This is a genomic window from Bacillus sp. SIMBA_031 (assembly GCF_046535225.1).
GTDB classification, from domain to species: domain Bacteria; phylum Bacillota; class Bacilli; order Bacillales; family Bacillaceae; genus Bacillus; species Bacillus velezensis.
The window spans coordinates 20,629-40,038 of sequence record NZ_JAWRXC010000010.1 but is presented as its reverse complement, the minus strand read 5'-3'; the positions used below and the strand labels follow the sequence as shown (position 1 = coordinate 40,038).

21 protein-coding genes are annotated in these 19,410 nt (G+C 44.9%); all 21 read right to left on the bottom strand.

What is annotated here, in order from left to right:
• Window positions 1-7 precede the first annotated feature (7 nt).
• The 21 genes from rplX to rpoB all read right to left on the bottom strand — a co-directional run bounded on the left by rplX (window position 8) and on the right by rpoB (window position 19,272).
• A complete protein-coding gene (rplX, locus tag SB724_RS18170; protein WP_003156486.1) occupies window positions 8-319 on the bottom strand; it encodes a 50S ribosomal protein L24 in 312 nt (103 codons plus the stop codon).
• Window positions 320-355: 36 nt separating this feature from the next.
• Window positions 356-724, bottom strand: a complete 369-nt coding sequence (gene rplN / locus SB724_RS18165) for a 50S ribosomal protein L14 (RefSeq protein WP_007410404.1) — start codon at window positions 722-724, stop codon at window positions 356-358.
• A gap of 40 nt (window positions 725-764) precedes the next feature.
• Complete coding sequence (gene rpsQ, locus SB724_RS18160; protein WP_003156484.1) at window positions 765-1,028, bottom strand: 30S ribosomal protein S17; 264 nt, start codon at window positions 1,026-1,028, stop codon at window positions 765-767.
• 22 nt (window positions 1,029-1,050) lie between these two features.
• Window positions 1,051-1,251, bottom strand: a complete 201-nt coding sequence (gene rpmC / locus SB724_RS18155; protein ID WP_003156482.1) for a 50S ribosomal protein L29 — start codon at window positions 1,249-1,251, stop codon at window positions 1,051-1,053.
• Window positions 1,241-1,675: a 50S ribosomal protein L16 gene (gene rplP / locus SB724_RS18150; protein WP_003156478.1), complete on the bottom strand. Its 435-nt coding sequence runs from the start codon at window positions 1,673-1,675 to the stop codon at window positions 1,241-1,243. Before rplP ends, rpmC begins: the two co-directional genes overlap by 11 nt.
• 1 nt (window position 1,676) lies before the next feature.
• Complete coding sequence (gene rpsC / locus SB724_RS18145; protein WP_003156476.1) at window positions 1,677-2,333, bottom strand: 30S ribosomal protein S3; 657 nt, start codon at window positions 2,331-2,333, stop codon at window positions 1,677-1,679.
• Window positions 2,334-2,336: 3 nt separating this feature from the next.
• Window positions 2,337-2,678 carry a 50S ribosomal protein L22 gene (gene rplV / locus SB724_RS18140; protein WP_003156475.1) on the bottom strand — a complete coding sequence of 114 codons (342 nt, stop codon included), beginning with the start codon at window positions 2,676-2,678 and terminating at the stop codon, window positions 2,337-2,339.
• A gap of 16 nt (window positions 2,679-2,694) precedes the next feature.
• Complete coding sequence (rpsS, locus tag SB724_RS18135) at window positions 2,695-2,973, bottom strand: 30S ribosomal protein S19 (RefSeq protein ID WP_003156472.1); 279 nt, start codon at window positions 2,971-2,973, stop codon at window positions 2,695-2,697.
• Window positions 2,974-3,030: 57 nt separating this feature from the next.
• Window positions 3,031-3,864 (bottom strand): 50S ribosomal protein L2, encoded by an 834-nt coding sequence (gene rplB, locus SB724_RS18130; RefSeq protein ID WP_003156470.1) that lies wholly within the window; start codon window positions 3,862-3,864, stop codon window positions 3,031-3,033.
• Between the two features lie 31 nt (window positions 3,865-3,895).
• A complete protein-coding gene (gene rplW, locus SB724_RS18125) occupies window positions 3,896-4,183 on the bottom strand; it encodes a 50S ribosomal protein L23 (protein WP_003156467.1) in 288 nt (95 codons plus the stop codon).
• Window positions 4,183-4,806 (bottom strand): 50S ribosomal protein L4, encoded by a 624-nt coding sequence (rplD, locus tag SB724_RS18120; protein WP_007615239.1) that lies wholly within the window; start codon window positions 4,804-4,806, stop codon window positions 4,183-4,185. Before rplD ends, rplW begins: the two co-directional genes overlap by 1 nt.
• Window positions 4,807-4,833: 27 nt before the next feature.
• Window positions 4,834-5,463, bottom strand: a complete 630-nt coding sequence (gene rplC, locus SB724_RS18115) for a 50S ribosomal protein L3 (RefSeq protein ID WP_007410402.1) — start codon at window positions 5,461-5,463, stop codon at window positions 4,834-4,836.
• A 39-nt stretch (window positions 5,464-5,502) separates the two neighbouring features.
• Window positions 5,503-5,811: a 30S ribosomal protein S10 gene (rpsJ, locus tag SB724_RS18110; protein ID WP_003156464.1), complete on the bottom strand. Its 309-nt coding sequence runs from the start codon at window positions 5,809-5,811 to the stop codon at window positions 5,503-5,505.
• A 248-nt stretch (window positions 5,812-6,059) separates the two neighbouring features.
• Window positions 6,060-7,025 carry an alpha/beta fold hydrolase gene (locus SB724_RS18105; RefSeq protein ID WP_410572217.1) on the bottom strand — a complete coding sequence of 322 codons (966 nt, stop codon included), beginning with the start codon at window positions 7,023-7,025 and terminating at the stop codon, window positions 6,060-6,062.
• A gap of 103 nt (window positions 7,026-7,128) precedes the next feature.
• Window positions 7,129-8,319, bottom strand: a complete 1,191-nt coding sequence (gene tuf, locus SB724_RS18100; RefSeq protein WP_007410400.1) for an elongation factor Tu — start codon at window positions 8,317-8,319, stop codon at window positions 7,129-7,131.
• Window positions 8,320-8,438: 119 nt separating this feature from the next.
• The gene (gene fusA / locus SB724_RS18095; protein ID WP_007410399.1) at window positions 8,439-10,517 is read right to left on the bottom strand and encodes an elongation factor G; all 2,079 of its coding nucleotides are present in this window, start codon (window positions 10,515-10,517) and stop codon (window positions 8,439-8,441) included.
• Window positions 10,518-10,569: 52 nt separating this feature from the next.
• Entirely contained in the window at window positions 10,570-11,040 is a 471-nt protein-coding gene (gene rpsG / locus SB724_RS18090; RefSeq protein WP_003156447.1) for a 30S ribosomal protein S7, read from the bottom strand.
• 39 nt (window positions 11,041-11,079) lie between these two features.
• Window positions 11,080-11,496: a 30S ribosomal protein S12 gene (gene rpsL / locus SB724_RS18085; protein ID WP_003156445.1), complete on the bottom strand. Its 417-nt coding sequence runs from the start codon at window positions 11,494-11,496 to the stop codon at window positions 11,080-11,082.
• 115 nt (window positions 11,497-11,611) lie between these two features.
• A complete protein-coding gene (locus SB724_RS18080; RefSeq protein WP_003156443.1) occupies window positions 11,612-11,860 on the bottom strand; it encodes a 50S ribosomal protein L7ae-like protein in 249 nt (82 codons plus the stop codon).
• A 168-nt stretch (window positions 11,861-12,028) separates the two neighbouring features.
• Window positions 12,029-15,628 (bottom strand): DNA-directed RNA polymerase subunit beta', encoded by a 3,600-nt coding sequence (gene rpoC, locus SB724_RS18075; protein WP_007410398.1) that lies wholly within the window; start codon window positions 15,626-15,628, stop codon window positions 12,029-12,031.
• A 62-nt stretch (window positions 15,629-15,690) separates the two neighbouring features.
• Window positions 15,691-19,272: a DNA-directed RNA polymerase subunit beta gene (gene rpoB / locus SB724_RS18070; protein WP_003156440.1), complete on the bottom strand. Its 3,582-nt coding sequence runs from the start codon at window positions 19,270-19,272 to the stop codon at window positions 15,691-15,693.
• Between the last annotated feature and the right edge of the window lie 138 nt (window positions 19,273-19,410).

The window sequence follows — 19,410 nt, the reverse complement described above, 5'->3', positions numbered from 1 at the left end:
TTAAATACTATTTATCTAAGACTTGCCCAGATTTTTTTGCAACACGAACTTTTTTGCCATCTTCCACTTTGTATCCTACGCGAGTCACTTCACCTGTTTTAGGATCGAGCGGCATAACGTTTGATACATGAATTGGCGCCTCTTGATTAGAAATACCGCCTTGAGGGTTTGCTTGAGTTGGTTTAGAGTGCTTCTTCACCATGTTTACGCCCTCAACTAGAACGCGGTCCTTTTTAGGGAAAGCAGCAAGGATTGTACCTTGTTTGCCTTTATCTTTACCAGAGATAACCATTACTTTATCGCCTTTTTTCACATGCATCCTGATCGCACCTCCTTGAGTAAGGCATTTATTTCATTAGATAACTTCTGGAGCCAGAGAAACAATTTTCATGAAGTTGTTTTCACGTAATTCACGGGCAACCGGTCCGAAGATACGAGTTCCACGCGGGCTCTTGTCGTCACGGATGATAACACATGCATTCTCATCGAAGCTGATGTATGATCCGTCAGTTCTGCGTGCTCCGCTTTTTGTGCGAACGATAACAGCTCTTACGACTTCACCTTTTTTGACAACGCCTCCTGGTGTTGCTTGTTTAACCGTGCAAACAATTACATCACCAATGTTAGCCGTTTTACGTCCAGAACCGCCAAGAACTTTAATAGTAAGTACCTCACGCGCACCGGAGTTGTCAGCAACTTTTAAACGAGTCTCTTGTTGAATCATTATTTGTTACCTCCCTTCGGAAAAAGAATTCCGAACTTTATTAGATAATAACAGCTTCTTCGACAACTTCTACTAGACGAAAACGCTTAGTTGCAGATAATGGACGAGTTTCCATGATCTTTACGATGTCTCCGATTTTAGCTTGGTTATTTTCATCATGTGCTTTGAATTTCTTCGAGTATTTTACGCGTTTACCGTAAATAGGATCCTTTTTGTATGTTTCAACAACAACAGTGATGGTTTTATCCATTTTGTCAGAAACAACACGGCCTTGGTAAACTTTGCGTTGGTTACGTTCGCTCATGCTCACGACCTCCCCTCAGTGATTATTTGTTGGCAGCAATTTCTCTTTCACGAATCACAGTTTTCATGCGCGCGATAGCTTTGCGCACTTCACGAATGCGAGCAGTATTTTCAAGTTGTCCTGTCGCTAATTGAAAGCGAAGATTGAAAAGTTCTTCTTTAAGAGACTTTACTTTTTGTTCAATTTCAGCAGTGGTAAGGTCACGAATTTCATTAGCTTTCATTTGATTCACCACCAATTTCTTCACGTTTTACGAACTTCGTTTTAATTGGCAATTTGTGAGATGCAAGGCGAAGAGCTTCACGAGCTACCTCTTCAGACACACCAGAAATTTCAAATAAAACTTTGCCCGGTTTTACAACAGCTACCCAGCCTTCAGGAGCCCCTTTACCGGAACCCATCCGTACCTCAAGCGGTTTAGCAGTGTAAGGTTTTGAAGGGAAAATTTTAATCCAAACTTTACCGCCACGTTTCATGTAACGAGTCATCGCAATACGTGCAGCTTCGATTTGGCGGTTCGTAATCCAAGAAGCTTCAAGAGCCTGGATACCGTACTCACCAAAATGTACTTCAGTACCGCCTTTAGCGCGACCGCGCATTTTTCCGCGATGCTCTCTGCGATATTTAACGCGTTTTGGTAATAACATATTATTTTCCTCCTTCCTCAGTTTTCTTCTTAGTAGGAAGAACCTCTCCACGATAGATCCAGACTTTTACACCAAGCTTACCGTAAGTTGTGTCAGCTTCAGATGTTGCATAGTCGATGTCAGCACGCAAAGTGTGCAATGGAACAGTTCCTTCACTGTAATATTCAGAACGAGCAATGTCAGCTCCGCCAAGACGGCCGGAAACCATTGTTTTCACACCTTGTGCTCCAGCACGCATAGTGCGTTGGATTTGTTGTTTCTGCGCACGGCGGAAAGAAATACGGTTTTCTAGTTGACGAGCGATGTTGTCAGCTACAAGCTGAGCATCAAGATCTGCTCTTTTGATTTCAAGAATGTTAATGTGTACACGCTTGCCAGTAAGGCTGTTAAGGGCTTTACGAAGTGCTTCAACTTCAGATCCGCCTTTACCGATTACCATACCAGGCTTAGCAGTGTGGATCGTAATGTTAACGCGGTTTGCTGCGCGCTCGATTTCTACTTTAGAAACAGAAGCGTCAGAAAGGCGTTTGCTAATGAATTCACGAATTTTTAAATCTTCGTGCAGGAAGTCAGCGTAATCTTTACCAGCGTACCACTTAGATTCCCAATCACGAATGACTCCGATACGAAGACCGACTGGATTTACCTTTTGACCCACTACTTATCCCTCCTTCTTTTCTGATACAACGATTGTAATGTGGCTCGTACGTTTGTTGATTTGGCTCGCACGTCCCATAGCACGCGGGCGGAATCTTTTTAACGTTGGGCCTTCGTCAACAAATGCCTGAGAAATAACCAGATTGTTAGCGTCCATCTCGTAGTTGTGCTCAGCATTTGCGATAGCAGATTTTAAAACTTTTTCGATGATCGGAGAAGCAGCTCTCGGAGTTAAGTTCAGGATAGATACTGCTTCGCCTACTTGCTTACCTCGAATCAGGTCCATTACTAGACGTGCTTTACGAGGAGCAATACGGACTGTTCTTGCAACAGCTTTAGCTTGCATTTAAAAGCCTCCTCTCTTAGCGTCTTGTTTTTTTATCGTCACTGGCGTGGCCTTTGTAAGTACGAGTCGGTGCGAATTCGCCCAACTTGTGGCCTACCATGTCTTCAGAAATGAATACAGGCACGTGTTTACGTCCGTCATATACTGCGATAGTGTGACCGATAAATTGTGGGAAAATAGTTGAACGGCGAGACCAAGTTTTTACAACTTGTTTCTTGTCCGTTTCATTTAATTTCTCGATTTTTGTCATCAAGTGTCCATCGACAAATGGTCCTTTTTTCAAGCTGCGAGCCATTTTGGAACCTCCCTTCGTGATTGCACTACGGTCCGAAATGAACCGTAGACAACCCCGTTATTTATTTTTACGACGACGTACGATAAATTTATCAGATTTGTTCTTTTTCTTACGTGTCTTGAATCCAAGAGTCGGTTTGCCCCAAGGAGACATTGGTGATTTACGTCCGATTGGCGCGCGACCTTCACCACCACCGTGTGGGTGATCGTTAGGGTTCATTACAGAACCGCGGACTGTAGGGCGGATGCCTTTCCAGCGAGAGCGTCCTGCTTTACCAACGTTGATAAGTTCGTGCTGCTCGTTACCTACTTGACCGATAGAAGCGCGGCAAGCAGAAAGGATCATGCGAACTTCACCAGAGTTAAGACGTACAAGAACGTATTTGCCTTCTTTACCAAGAACCTGAGCAGATGTACCAGCTGAACGTACAAGCTGTCCGCCTTTACCAGGCTTTAATTCAATGTTATGCACAACTGTACCAACAGGGATGTTGATAAGCGGAAGTGCGTTACCTACTTTGATGTCAGCTTCAGGGCCGGACATGATTTCAGTACCTACTTGAATTCCTTTTGGTGCAAGAATGTAACGTTTTTCTCCGTCTACATAGTTGATTAGTGCAATGTTAGCTGAACGGTTTGGATCGTACTCAACTGTAGCAACGCGTCCAGGTATACCATCTTTATCGCGTTTGAAGTCGATAACACGGTATTGGCGTTTGTGTCCGCCACCTTGGTGACGTACAGTCAATTTACCTTGGTTGTTACGTCCGCCTTTTTTGTGAAGGGGCGCAAGCAAGGATTTTTCCGGCTGGTCAGTCGTGATTTCAGCAAAATCTGAAGTTGTCATGCCACGACGTCCGTTAGAGGTCGGTTTATACTTTTTAATCGCCATTTTGAATTTCCCTCCTTCTTTTTACAGATAATTAAGCTTCAAAAATTTCGATTTCTTTGCTGTCTGCAGTAAGTTTTACGATCGCTTTTCTGCGACGGCTAGTCATACCAGTGTAGCGGCCGACACGTTTTGATTTCCCTTTGTAGTTCATGATGTTGACTTTGTCAACTTTCACTCCAAAGATACTTTCAACTGCATCTTTCACTTCTGTTTTATTAGCTCTTACATCAACTTCAAAAGTATATTTTTTTTCAGTCATTAAATCAGCAGAACGTTCAGTAATGACGGGGCGCTTAAGAACATCACGAGGATCTTTCATTATGCAAGCACCTCCTCTACTTTTTCAACCGCAGCTTTTGTAATCAGAAGCTTCTCGTGGTTGACAACGTCTAACACGTTGATTCCGTTAGCTTGAACAACTGTAACTCCAGGGATGTTGCGTGCAGAAAGAGATACTGCTTCGTTTGCATCCGCAGTTACGATTAAAGCTTTTTTCTCAACAGATAATCCTTTAAGGATAGCTGCCATTTCTTTTGTTTTAACCGTATCAAGAGTAAGATCTTCAAGAACAATAATGTTGTTGTCGTTCACTTTAGAAGACAATACTGATTTGATTGCCAAGCGGCGAACTTTTTTAGGTAATTTGTAAGAATAGCTGCGTGGTGTTGGGCCGAATACGACACCACCTCCGCGCCATTGCGGTGAACGGATTGAACCTTGACGGGCACGACCTGTACCTTTTTGACGCCATGGTTTGCGACCTCCGCCGCGTACTTCAGAACGATTTTTTACTTTGTGAGATCCTTGACGTAAGGAAGCTCTTTGCATAAGAATAGCGTCGAATACTACGCTCTCATTTGGCTCAATTCCAAATACAGACGCGTTTAATTCGATATCACCAGCAGTAGAACCGTTTTGGTTGTATAATGCTACTTTTGGCATGATCAATTTCCTCCTTTCCTAAGAGACTTATTTAGATTTAACAGCACTTTTAACAGTGATTAAAGTTTTTCTCGCACCAGGTACGTTACCTTTAATCAAAAGAAGATTGCGCTCAGCATCTACTTTTACGATTTCAAGGTTTTGGACAGTGATTTGATCTCCGCCCATGCGTCCAGGTAATAGTTTACCTTTGAATACACGGTTAGGATCTACAGGTCCCATTGAACCAGGACGACGGTGGTAGCGTGAACCGTGAGACATAGGTCCGCGAGATTGTCCGTGGCGCTTGATTGCACCTTGGAAACCTTTACCTTTAGATACTCCTGTTACATCTACGATTTCTCCTGCAGAGAAAATTTCAACCTTGACTTCCTGACCAATTTCATACGCATCCATATCCACGCCGCGTAATTCTTTAACGAAGCGCTTAGGAGCAGTTTCCGCTTTTGCAACGTGTCCTTTTTCCGGTTTGTTTGAAAGCTTTTCACGCTTATCGTCAAAACCAAGCTGGATCGCTTCATAGCCATCGTTTTCAGCTGTTTTCTTTTGAAGAACAACGTTTGGAGCTGCTTCAATAACAGTTACCGGGATAAGATCACCGTTCTCTGCGAATACTTGCGTCATACCAATTTTTCTTCCTAAGATTCCTTTGGTCATTCGTCACACCTCCTATTAAGATCATTCTATATTTTAGAATTAAAGTTTGATTTCGATATCGACACCAGATGGTAAGTCTAATCGCATGAGAGCATCAACAGTTTGTGGTGTTGGGTTCACAATGTCGATTAAACGTTTATGTGTACGCATTTCAAATTGCTCACGAGAATCTTTGTATTTGTGCACCGCACGAAGGATTGTGTAAACTGATTTTTCAGTTGGCAACGGAATCGGACCAGATACGCTGGCACCAGAACGTTTTGCCGTTTCAACAATCTTCTCTGCAGATTGATCAAGGATTCTATGATCATATGCTTTTAAACGAATACGAATTTTTTGTTTTGCCATTATTTTCCCTCCTTTTCGCCTACATCACGTTAGACAGTTCTCCGTGAGAAAAACCTGATCACCTTGCCATGGCAAAGCGGCCGGGTGTGTCAGCAACCTCTCACTTCATCGCAGTCAAAGACCAACATACACTATTATACAGAAAATAGACGCATGTTGCAAGGTTTATTTAAGGAACCTTGTGGTTTTCACACTTTGATTATTATACAGGTGATACCATGATTAATCAAGGATATGCCTGTTTTCTTTCAGAGATGGAACGATGCGAACCGGCTGACAACTTCGGCAAAGCGATCCGGCTCCTCCAAGTGAGGCGAATGGGCTGAGTTCTCAAACCAATACCATTCTTTATACGGCGCATCAACCTTCTGATAATATTCATAAGACGTCGTCCCTGGTACCGTCAAATCGTATCTCCCTGACATAAAACAGCACGGTATTATAATAGAAGAAACTGATTCCCCGGCATCAAAGAAAATGAGATCCTCCCACAGGTGTTTCAGGCTGAACATTTGTCCCCGCGCGGCTAAGAAGCTCCCTCTCACACCGTACGGTTCACCAAACAGCATTCGCCCCCCTGCTTTAAGAGCACCGATCGGATGATGGGTAAAGCCCCCTCCCCTCATCTCGATACAAAGCAGAAATAACGATCGCTGCAGCTGTTTCTCCCATGGAGGCGCTCCGATAAAGCTCAGCGTCTTTTCCAGCAGGAAATGTTTGCGTTGCCTGCTCCATTCCATCATCAGCCGGTAAGCTTCCGTTTCTTCCTTTTGAATATTAACCACCTGACTGATACCGATATACCCATAATACAAATCAGGTCTCTCTTGAAGAACATGAAGCGCCAGAACTGAACCCCACGAATAGCCGGCGATATATATTTTTTGCCTGCTGAATTGCTTGCATAAGCGTTCGGTCAAATGAATGGTATCGGCTGTCAGCTGATCCAAAGTCATAGATGAACCCGGAATTTCCTTTGAATAAGAGAGACCCGCCCCTCTCTGATCCCAGTTCACAACGGTGAAATGCTTTTCCAGCTTATTCTGGTATTTTCTCGCATAGCCGATTTGAGGCGTGCCGGGACCGCCGTGCAAAAATAAAAGCAGCGGATTACTCCTGTCATCACCATTAATCATAATGGTTTGTTCACTGCCATTAATCAGCAATTGCTGAAGCATTGAAATACGATTGGTTTTCTTGAAGTTATCGTTCATCGGTCTGCTCCTAAAATTTGTATACGTTCTATTATACATGTAATCAGCGGGGAAACAAAAAAACGAGGCCCCATAAGGGACCCCGCATTAATGAACGAGTCGATTACTCAGTGATTGTAGAAACAACGCCTGAACCAACTGTACGTCCGCCTTCACGAATAGAGAAACGAGTTCCTTCTTCGATAGCGATTGTAGAGATAAGTTCAACGATCATTTCAGTGTTATCTCCAGGCATAACCATTTCTACGCCTTCTGGAAGATTGATGATACCAGTTACGTCAGTTGTACGGAAGTAGAACTGAGGACGGTAGTTAGAGAAGAATGGAGTATGACGTCCACCCTCTTCTTTAGAAAGAACGTAAACTTCAGCTTTGAATTTGCTGTGTGGAGTGATTGTACCTGGTTTAGCAAGTACTTGTCCACGTTGGATGTCTTCACGAGCTACACCGCGAAGAAGTGCACCGATGTTGTCTCCAGCTTCAGCATAGTCAAGAAGCTTACGGAACATTTCAACACCTGTAACAGTTGTTTTGCTGTTTTCTTCTTGAAGACCGATGATTTCAACTTCGTCACCGACTTTAACTTGTCCGCGTTCTACACGGCCAGTAGCAACTGTACCACGACCAGTGATTGAGAATACGTCCTCAACTGGCATCATGAATGGTTTGTCAGTGTCGCGTTCTGGAGTTGGGATGTACTCATCAACTGCAGCCATAAGTTCAAGAATTTTTTCTTCGTACTCAGCGTCACCTTCAAGAGCTTTAAGAGCAGAACCTTTAACAACTGGTACATCATCACCAGGGAAGTCGTATTCGCTAAGAAGATCGCGAACTTCCATTTCAACAAGCTCAAGAAGCTCTTCGTCGTCTACCATGTCGCATTTGTTAAGGAATACTACGATGTATGGTACACCAACGTTTTTAGAAAGAAGGATGTGCTCACGAGTTTGTGGCATTGGGCCATCAGCAGCAGATACTACAAGGATAGCTCCGTCCATTTGCGCAGCACCAGTGATCATGTTTTTAACATAGTCAGCGTGTCCTGGGCAGTCAACGTGTGCATAGTGACGAGTGTCAGTTTCGTACTCAACGTGTGCAGTAGAGATTGTGATACCGCGCTCACGTTCTTCTGGAGCACCATCAATTTGATCGTACGCCATAGCTGTACCTTTACCAGATTTCTTATGAAGTACTGTTGAGATAGCAGCAGTTAATGTTGTTTTACCATGGTCAACGTGTCCAATTGTACCGATATTGGCATGTGATTTGGAACGGTCGAATTTTTCTTTAGCCATTCTAAAATCCTCCTTAAGAGCTTTTAATTAGTAATGTATAGAGTGATAGAAAGTGAAAGCAAGCTCTCACTTCCTCATCTTACAATAGTAGTTATACTTGAGTTAAGTGGCAAAATCAATTATTCGCCTTTATTTTTTTTGATAATTTCTTCAGCGATGCTCTTCGGCACTTCTTCGTAGTGATCCATGAACATTGTGAACGTACCGCGTCCTTGCGTGTTAGAACGAAGGGCAGTAGCGTAACCGAACATTTCAGCAAGAGGTACCATCGCACGCACAACTTGAGCGTTACCGCGAGCTTCCATACCTTCTACGCGTCCGCGACGAGAAGTAACATCACCCATGATGTCTCCCATGTATTCTTCAGGAATAACAACTTCAACTTTCATGATTGGTTCAAGAAGAACTGGGTTACATTTGCTGACTGCATTTTTCAATGCCATAGAAGCAGCGACTTTAAACGCCATTTCGTTTGAGTCAACATCATGGTAAGATCCATCAAAAAGTTTCGCCTTGATGTCGATTAGCGGGAATCCGGCTAGGACACCATTTTCAAGAGAATCTTCAAGACCTGCTTGTACGGCTGGGATGTATTCACGAGGAACAACACCACCGACGATTGCGTTTTCGAATTCAAAGCCAGCGCCTTCTTCGTTCGGTTCAAATTCGATCCAAACGTGACCGAACTGACCGCGTCCGCCTGATTGACGTACGAATTTACCTTCAACTTTTGCACCGGTACGGAATGTCTCACGGTACGCAACTTGAGGAGCACCAACGTTAGCTTCAACTTTGAACTCACGCTTCATACGATCAACAATGATATCAAGGTGAAGCTCACCCATACCAGAGATGATTGTTTGACCCGTTTCAGGGTTAGTTTGTGTACGGAATGTAGGATCTTCTTCAGCAAGTTTAGCTAAAGCGATACCCATTTTATCTTGGTCAGCTTTTGATTTAGGCTCAATCGCTACGTCGATAACAGGCTCTGGGAATTCCATTGATTCAAGGATTACAAGATCCTTCTCATCACATAGAGTATCTCCAGTAGAAGTATCTTTTAGACCTACAGCAGCTGCGATGTCTCCAGCGTATACAGTAGAGATCTCTTCACGGCTGTTAGCGTGCATTTGAAGGATACGTCCTACGCGCTCACGCTTGCCTTTTGTAGAGTTCTTTACATATGAACCGGAATCAAGTGTACCGGAATATACGCGGAAGAATGTCAGCTTACCGACATAAGGGTCAGTCATAACTTTAAATGCAAGTGCAGAGAATGGCTCTTCATCAGAAGAATGACGAACGATCTCTTCATCTGTATCAGGACGTACACCTTTGATTGCAGCAACATCAGTTGGCGCAGGAAGGTAGTCAAGAACAGCATCAAGTACAAGCTGAACACCTTTGTTTTTGAAAGCAGAACCAACAAGTACAGGGTAGAATTCAACATTCAGTGTACCTTTACGGATAGCAGCTTTCAATTCAGGGATAGTGATTTCTTCACCTTCAAGGTACTTTTCCATAAGCTCTTCATCAAGCTCAGCTACAGCTTCAATCAGGCTGCTGCGAAGCTCTTCAGCTTGTTCTTTGTACTCTTCAGGGATTTCTTTCGCATCTGAACGAGTTCCAAGGTCATCTTCATAGAAATACGCAACGTTTTCTACTAAGTCGATGATACCTTCGAAGTTGTCTTCAGCGCCGATCGGCAATTGAATTGCGTGAGCGTTAGCTTGAAGACGGTCTCTTAAAGTGCCTACAGAGTAAAGGAAGTCTGCGCCGATTTTGTCCATTTTGTTGACAAATACAACACGCGGTACTCCGTAAGTTGTTGCTTGGCGCCATACTGTTTCTGTCTGAGGCTCAACACCTGATTGAGCATCAAGTACGGCAACCGCACCATCAAGTACACGGAGTGAACGTTCAACTTCAACTGTGAAGTCTACGTGTCCCGGTGTATCGATGATGTTTACACGGTAACCTTTCCACTGTGCAGTCGTTGCTGCAGAAGTGATTGTGATACCGCGTTCTTGTTCCTGCTCCATCCAGTCCATTTGCGAAGCACCTTCGTGAGTTTCGCCAATTTTGTGGATACGGCCTGTGTAGAACAAGATCCGTTCTGTAGTAGTCGTTTTACCGGCATCGATGTGAGCCATGATCCCGATATTACGAGTTTTTTCTAAGGAGAACTCTCTTGCCATTGGGTAATTTCTCCTTCCTTATTAGGGAATTATTATTTTGATTATATGAATCCTACCAGCGGTAGTGAGCAAATGCTTTGTTCGCTTCTGCCATCTTGTGAGTGTCTTCACGTTTCTTAACGGCAGCACCAGTGTTGTTAGCTGCATCAAGAATTTCGTTAGCCAGGCGCTCTTCCATTGTTTTTTCTCCGCGAAGACGCGCATAGTTAACCAACCAGCGAAGACCAAGAGTTGTACGGCGTTCAGGACGAACTTCTACAGGCACTTGGTAGTTAGCTCCACCTACACGGCGTGCTTTTACTTCAAGTACAGGCATGATGTTTTTCAATGCTTGTTCGAAAACCTCCATTGCATCATTGCCAGTGCGTTCTTTAATGATATCGAATGACTTGTATAGGATTGTTTGAGATTTACCTTTTTTACCGTCGATCATCATTTTGTTGATCAGGCGGGATACCAGCTTAGAGTTGTAAAGCGGATCAGGTAAAACATCTCTTTTTGCTACAGGACCTTTACGTGGCATCTGAATATCCTCCCTTCATAGTTTTAATGATTTATTTGATTACTTTGCTTTAGGACGTTTCGTACCGTATTTAGAACGGCCTTGCGCACGGTTTTCAACTCCGGCAGTATCAAGCGCGCCACGAACGATGTGGTAGCGTACCCCCGGTAAGTCTTTTACACGTCCGCCGCGGATCAGTACAACGCTGTGCTCTTGCAGGTTGTGACCGATACCAGGAATGTAGGCAGTAACCTCGATTCCGTTAGTCAAACGAACACGAGCATATTTACGAAGTGCTGAGTTCGGTTTTTTCGGTGTCATTGTACCCACACGAGTACATACCCCGCGTTTTTGTGGAGAAGATACGTTAGTGTGCTCTTTTTTAAAGCTGTTGTATCCTTTGTTTAGTGCAGGTGACTTAGAGTTTTCAACTTTGCTCACGCGTCCCTTGCGAATTAGCTGATTAATTGTAGGCATGTTGTGTTCCTCCCTTCATTACGTTTTATAACCCACATACCCAGGTGGTTCATCATTAGGCAAAAAACAATGTCTTTACACAAGAATGATATCTTATATAAAAACAAAAAGTACGCTATAACATAATGGCAACAGCTGCTGCTCCCACTTCAATTCCGCAGGCTTTGCCGAGCTTTTTCATGGAATCCACCATACAGACAGCGGTATTTTGGTTCTTTGCAAGCTGGATAACGCCAGCCGTAAGAACTGAATCCGCGTCTTTTGCCACGACGACTTCCTTCACTGAACCTCGTTTTAGAGCTTTCACTGTTTGCTTCGTACCAATAATAATTGATTTGGCCTGTGATACTTTATCATAAGACATAAACATATCCTCCAAAGTAACAGGTTTTATTTCGAGCACCTTGGTTATATTATCACTCTGCGGGACGGATGTCAACAACGTATGACATTTTTTAGTGCAGTCCCCCGCCAGAATAATTGTAATACTGAGGAAAAGCTGTCGAAACAGCCTTTCCTGCAGCAGTTTCTATTATTCAGCCGGAACCATATCTTCCGAAGGCTGAACGTTTGAAACAGGTTTTACTTTTCTGTAATTCATCATACCGGTACCGGCCGGAACCAGTTTACCGATGATAACATTCTCTTTCAAGCCGAGAAGTTCATCGCGCTTGCCTTTAATCGCAGCATCTGTAAGAACACGTGTTGTTTCTTGGAATGATGCGGCAGACAAGAATGAATCCGTCTCGAGTGAAGCTTTTGTGATACCGAGAAGGACAGGGCGGCCTGTAGCAGGTCGATTGCCTTCAAGCAGCACTTTTTTGTTCGCTTCTGTAAATTGGTGAATATCAAGCAATGTGCCAGGGAGAACATCAGTATCTCCGGCATCGATCACACGGACTTTGCGAAGCATCTGGCGAACCATTACTTCTACGTGTTTATCGCCGATTTCAACCCCCTGCATACGGTAAACCTTCTGAACCTCATGCAGAAGATATTCCTGAACCGTTGTCAGGTCAGTGACTTTAAGAAGTTCTTTCGGATCGATAGAACCTTCTGTCAGCACTTGACCGCGGGTAATCTGATCACCCTCAGCCACTTTCAGGCGTGAGTTGTAAGGTGCCGTGTATGAACGTGTCTCAACAGCGCCCTGAACAACAATCTCCTGCTGTTTGTCGCGGACTTCATTGATTTCGGCAATTGTACCGTCAATCTCAGAAATCGTCGCTTGACCTTTCGGATTACGCGCTTCGAAAAGCTCTTGGATACGCGGAAGACCTTGTGTGATATCGTCTCCGGCAACCCCGCCTGTGTGGAACGTACGCATTGTTAACTGTGTTCCAGGCTCACCGATAGATTGAGCGGCGATAATACCTACTGCTTCGCCGACTTCAACATCAGTTCCGGTTGCAAGGTTACGTCCGTAGCATCGTTTACATACACCATGAGGAGTGTTACATGTGAACGCGGAACGGATCCACACTTCTTCGATTCCGGCTTCAACGATTTCCAGCGCTTTATCTTCATCGATCAATTCATTTTCGTTAATGAGCACAGCACCCGTTTCAGGATGTTTGATCTGTTTTCTGGCGAAACGTCCGATCAGACGCTCTTCCAGACGCTCGATGATTTCCGTGCCTTCTTTGAGCGGTTTTGCAAGAATACCGCGGTCTGTTCCGCAATCTGTTTCACGAATGATAACATCCTGCGCAACATCAACAAGACGGCGTGTAAGGTAACCTGAGTCAGCTGTTTTCAGGGCGGTATCGGCAAGACCTTTACGCGCACCGTGAGTGGAGATAAAGTACTCCAATACTGTCAGACCTTCACGGAAACTTGATTTAATCGGCAATTCAATGATTCGTCCAGCCGGGTTGGCCATCAGACCGCGCATACCCGCAAGCTGTGTAAAGTTAGATGCGTTACCACGGGCGCCTGAGTCACTCATCATGTAGATCGGGTTGACTTCGTCTAATGATTTCATCAGTTTGCCTTGGATAACATCTTTCGCTGAACTCCAAATTGAAATGACTCTTTCATAACGTTCTTCTTCGGTGATTAAACCGCGTCTGAACTGTTTCAGGACATTATCAACTTTGCTTTGTGCTTCTTCAAGGATTTCCTGTTTGTCATCGAGAACGACGATATCAGAAACCCCTACTGTGATGCCGGCTTTCGTTGAATATCTGAAACCGAGGTTTTTCATGCGGTCAAGCATTTTAGACGTTTCCGTGATATGGAATCGTTTAAAGATTTCCGCGATGATTTTACCGAGAATGCCTTTTTTAAACGGTGCGTTGATCGGCTGCTCAGCAATCACAGCTTTTACGTCAGCACCTTTATCTAAGAAGAAACGGTCAGGTGTCTTCTCTTCAATGTTGCTCTTCGTTGGTTCATTCATGTAAGGGAATGATTCCGGAAGAATTTCATTGAAGACGAGCTTACCGACAGTTGTAATTAACAATTTTGAACGCTGTTCTTCAGTAAAAGTCACATTCTTAAGGGAGTTCGCTGCAACAGCAACTCTCGTATGAAGGTGAACATAACCGTTTTGATAAGCAAGAAGCGCTTCGTCCGTATTTTTGAAAACCATACCCTCGCCGACTGCTCCGGCGCGCTCAAGCGTCAGGTAGTAGTTTCCTAATACCATATCCTGAGACGGCGTAACAACCGGTTTACCATCTTTAGGGTTCAAGATGTTTTGGGCCGCAAGCATCAGAATGCGCGCCTCAGCTTGAGCCTCAGCTGATAAAGGTACGTGAACCGCCATTTGGTCACCGTCAAAGTCAGCGTTATAAGCTGTACATACTAACGGGTGAAGACGGATGGCGCGTCCTTCAACAAGCGTCGGTTCGAAAGCCTGGATACCTAATCTGTGAAGAGTAGGGGCACGGTTCAGTAAGACCGGATGCTCCTTAATGACAGATTCAAGTACATCCCATACTTCAGGCTGCACGCGTTCGATTTTGCGTTTTGCGCTCTTGATATTGTGAGCAAGGCCTTTTTCAACAAGCTCTTTCATGACGAAAGGCTTGAAGAGCTCAAGCGCCATTTCCTTCGGCAAACCGCACTGATACATTTTCAGATGCGGACCTACGACGATAACGGAACGTCCTGAGTAGTCTACACGTTTACCGAGAAGGTTCTGACGGAAACGCCCTTGTTTCCCTTTCAGCATGTGAGAAAGAGATTTAAGCGGACGGTTACCCGGTCCGGTAACCGGACGGCCGCGGCGTCCGTTGTCAATCAGAGCGTCGACTGCTTCCTGAAGCATACGTTTTTCGTTCTGAACGATGATGCTTGGCGCGCCGAGGTCTAACAGACGTTTTAAACGGTTATTACGGTTGATGACACGACGGTAAAGGTCGTTCAGGTCAGACGTAGCGAAACGTCCGCCGTCAAGCTGAACCATCGGTCTTAATTCAGGCGGAATAACCGGAAGCACGTCGAGAATCATCCAAGACGGCTTGTTTCCTGAATTACGGAAGGCTTCAAGCACTTCAAGGCGTTTGATCGCACGTGTACGGCGCTGCCCTTGAGAAGTCTTCAGCTCTTCTTTTAACATATCAACTTCTTTGACAAGGTCGATGTCCTGCAGAAGTTTATTAATGGCTTCCGCGCCCATAGAGGCTTGGAATTTGTTTCCGTACTTATCCAGATACGCACGGTATTCCTTTTCAGATAAAAGCTGTTTCTTTTCGAGCGGTGTATTGGCCGGGTCAGTTACGACGTAAGAAGCAAAGTAAATAACTTCTTCCAGCGCACGCGGTGACATATCCAATACAAGACCCATACGGCTCGGAATACCTTTGAAATACCAAATGTGAGAAACCGGGGCAGCCAGTTCAATATGCCCCATTCTCTCACGACGGACTTTAGCCCGCGTTACTTCAACTCCGCAACGGTCACAAACTACGCCTTTATAACGAACCCGCTTGTACTTGCCGCAATGACATTCCCAGTCCTTAGTCGGTCCGAAAATGCGTTCGCAGAACAGGCCGTCCTTTTCAGGTTTCAATGTACGATAGTTTATCGTTTCAGGCTTTTTCACTTCACCAAAAGACCATGAACGGATTTTATCCGGTGAAGCAAGACCGATGTTCATATACTCAAAATTGTTCACATCTAGCAAGGGGCCTACCTCCCTTTTTATCTTCGGATTAACCGATGTCACTTGCCTTTATCAATCAGAGACTATTCTTTCGTTACTGCGTCACGTTCAACGTCTGGAGATGCTGTTTCTTCCGGCGCTTCATCACCTGATAATGCAAGGCCGTCAGCTTGTTTCGCATCTTCCTCGTCTTCTAGATCTCTCATTTCTATTTCTTCTTCATCGCCTGAAAGGATTTTTACGTCCATACCTAAGCTTTGAAGCTCTTTGATCAATACTTTGAATGATTCCGGAACACCAGGCTCTGGAACATTGTCGCCTTTGACGATGGCTTCATATGTTTTCACACGTCCGACCACGTCATCGGACTTCACAGTCAGGATTTCTTGAAGCGTGTAAGCTGCGCCGTAAGCTTCAAGCGCCCAAACCTCCATCTCACCGAAACGCTGTCCGCCGAATTGGGCTTTACCGCCGAGAGGCTGCTGCGTAACAAGTGAGTAAGGACCTGTAGACCGGGCATGAAGTTTATCATCAACCATGTGCGCCAGTTTGATCATGTACATGATTCCGACAGATACACGGTTGTCAAACGGTTCTCCCGTACGGCCGTCATAAAGAACTGTTTTAGCGTCTCTTGACATGCCTGCTTCTTCAAGTGTTTCCCACACATCTTCTTCACGCGCGCCGTCAAATACAGGTGACGCGATGTGAATGCCGAGGTAGCGGGCAGCCATACCCATGTGAAGTTCTAATACCTGACCGATATTCATACGTGATGGTACACCCAGCGGGTTAAGCATGATATCGATCGGCGTGCCGTCAGGAAGGTAAGGCATATCTTCTTCAGGAAGAATCTTCGAGATAACCCCTTTGTTTCCGTGACGTCCGGCCATTTTATCACCTTCAGAAATCTTACGTTTCTGAACGATATATACGCGTACAAGCTGGTTCACTCCCGGAGGAAGTTCGTCGCCGTCTTCACGGTTGAAGACTTTTACGTCGTGGATAATTCCGCCGCCGCCGTGAGGCACACGGAGAGAAGTATCACGGACTTCACGCGCTTTTTCTCCAAAGATCGCATGCAGAAGGCGTTCTTCAGCCGTAAGCTCAGTTACACCTTTAGGCGTTACTTTACCTACGAGAAGGTCTCCGTCGTTGACTTCCGCACCGATACGGATAATTCCGCGGTCATCAAGATTGCGAAGCGCGTCTTCCCCTACGTTTGGAATATCGCGGGTGATCTCTTCAGGCCCAAGCTTTGTATCACGTGCTTCTGATTCATATTCTTCAATGTGAATAGATGTGTATACATCATCTTTCACAAGGCGTTCACTCATGATGATGGCATCCTCATAGTTGTAACCATCCCATGTCATGAAGCCGACCATTACGTTGCGGCCGAGAGCAAGTTCGCCAAGCTCCATTGAAGGTCCGTCAGCAAGGATTTCTCCTTTGACTACTTCATCGCCGACACTGACGATCGGACGCTGGTTGTAGCACGTACCTTGGTTGGAGCGGACAAATTTCAGCAAGCTGTACTTATCCAGGTTGCCTTTTACTTTTTGGCCGTCAATTTCTTCATAGCGGCGCACCCATACGTTTTTCGCTTCCACCCGTTCAACGATACCAGGGTGTTTACAAATAACGGCTGCACCGGAGTCTTTACCGGATACGTATTCCATACCCGTTCCGACGATCGGAGCTTCCGGCTGCATCAAAGGCACAGCCTGACGCTGCATGTTCGCTCCCATGAGGGCGCGGTTCGAGTCATCGTTTTCCAAGAACGGAATACATGCTGTCGCAGCAGAAACAACCTGTTTAGGAGAAACGTCCATGTAATCCACGCGGTTGCGGGCTACAACGGTGTTTTCCCCTCTGAAACGCGCTACGATGCTGTCATCCAAGAAAGAACCGTCATCGCTCAGCTTAGCATTCGCTTGGGCTACGACATAGTTATCCTCTTCATCAGCAGTCAGGTAGTCGATTCTAGGCGTTACTTTTCCTGTTTCAGGATCAACGCGGCGGTATGGCGTCTCAATGAAACCAAAGCGGTTTACTTTCGCAAATGATGACAATGAGTTGATCAAACCGATGTTCGGGCCCTCAGGCGTTTCAATCGGACACATACGGCCATAGTGAGAGTAGTGAACGTCACGTACTTCCATACCTGCGCGCTCACGTGTCAAACCGCCCGGTCCGAGAGCTGACAGACGGCGTTTGTGCGTCAATTCAGCAAGCGGGTTCGTCTGATCCATGAATTGAGAAAGCTGTGAGCTTCCGAAGAACTCTTTAATAGACGCAATAACAGGTCTGATGTTAATCAGCTGCTGCGGCGTAATTGTATTTGTGTCTTGAATAGACATTCTTTCACGTACGACACGTTCCATCCGGCTTAAACCGATACGGAATTGGTTTTGCAGGAGCTCACCTACAGAACGCAGACGGCGGTTTCCGAGATGGTCGATATCATCAGTGTCGCCCACTCCGTGCAGGAGGTTGAAGAAGTAGCTGATAGAAGAAATAATATCAGCAGGCGTAATGTTTTTAATCGCTTCTTCGATGTAAGCATTGCCGATCACATTGATCGTCTGCTCTCCTTCTGCATCGGTAGGAGCATAGATTTTAATGGATTGAAGCATCACTTCATCCTCGACAACGCCGCCGTTAGGATAAAGTTTTCTGAAGCCGATTCCATTTTCTAAGTATGGCAGTACTTTATCAAGTGTTCTTCTGTCAAGAATCTGCCCTTTTTCAGCGAGAATTTCACCGGTTTCCGGATCCACCAGTGTTTCTGCAAGGCGCTGGTTAAACAGGCGGTTCTTGATATGAAGCTTTTTATTAATTTTATAGCGTCCTACATTCGCAAGGTCGTATCGCTTCGGATCGAAGAAACGGGAATCCAGCAAGCTTTTTGCGTTTTCTACTGTAGGCGGCTCTCCGGGACGAAGGCGCTCATAGATTTCAAGAAGCGCTTTGTCACTGTTTTCAGTGTTGTCCTTATCCAGTGTATTGCGGAGATATTCGTTCTCACCAATGAGATCGAGAATCTCTTGGTCTGAACCGAAGCCGAGAGCACGCAAAAGAACCGTAACCGGCAACTTACGTGTGCGATCAATGCGGACATACACAACATCTTTCGCATCAGTTTCGTATTCTAACCATGCGCCACGGTTTGGAATGACAGTCGCGGTAAAACCTTTTTTACCGTTTTTGTCTACTTTACCACTGAAATATACACTTGGAGACCGAACAAGCTGAGATACGATAACACGTTCTGCACCGTTGATGATAAAAGTACCGGTATCTGTCATAATAGGGAAATCACCCATGAAGACATCCTGGTCTTTTACCTCTCCAGTTTCTTTGTTAATTAAACGAACCTTCACTCTCAGCGGAGCTGAGTAAGTCACATCACGTTCTTTTGACTCTTCAACGGGATACTTAGGATCTCCTAAACTGTAGTCAATGAACTCTAGAGAGAGGTTACCAGTGAAATCCTCAATTGGTGATATGTCTTGAAACATCTCTCTAAGACCCTCATCAAGAAACCACTGATAAGAAGAGGTTTGAATTTCAATGAGATTTGGTAATTCTAACACTTCGCTAATGCGAGCATAGCTTCTGCGCTGGCGGTGTCGTCCATACTGAACTAGTTGACCTGTCAACTGATTCACCCCTCAAATCATGCGTATTATATGTGTAATAAGCATCTCTTACGATAAAGAAATACTTTTACAAGACAAAAGAAAAAAGGGTTTCTAATTAAGAAAACCACATCCAAAAACAAATACCGATTTTATTAG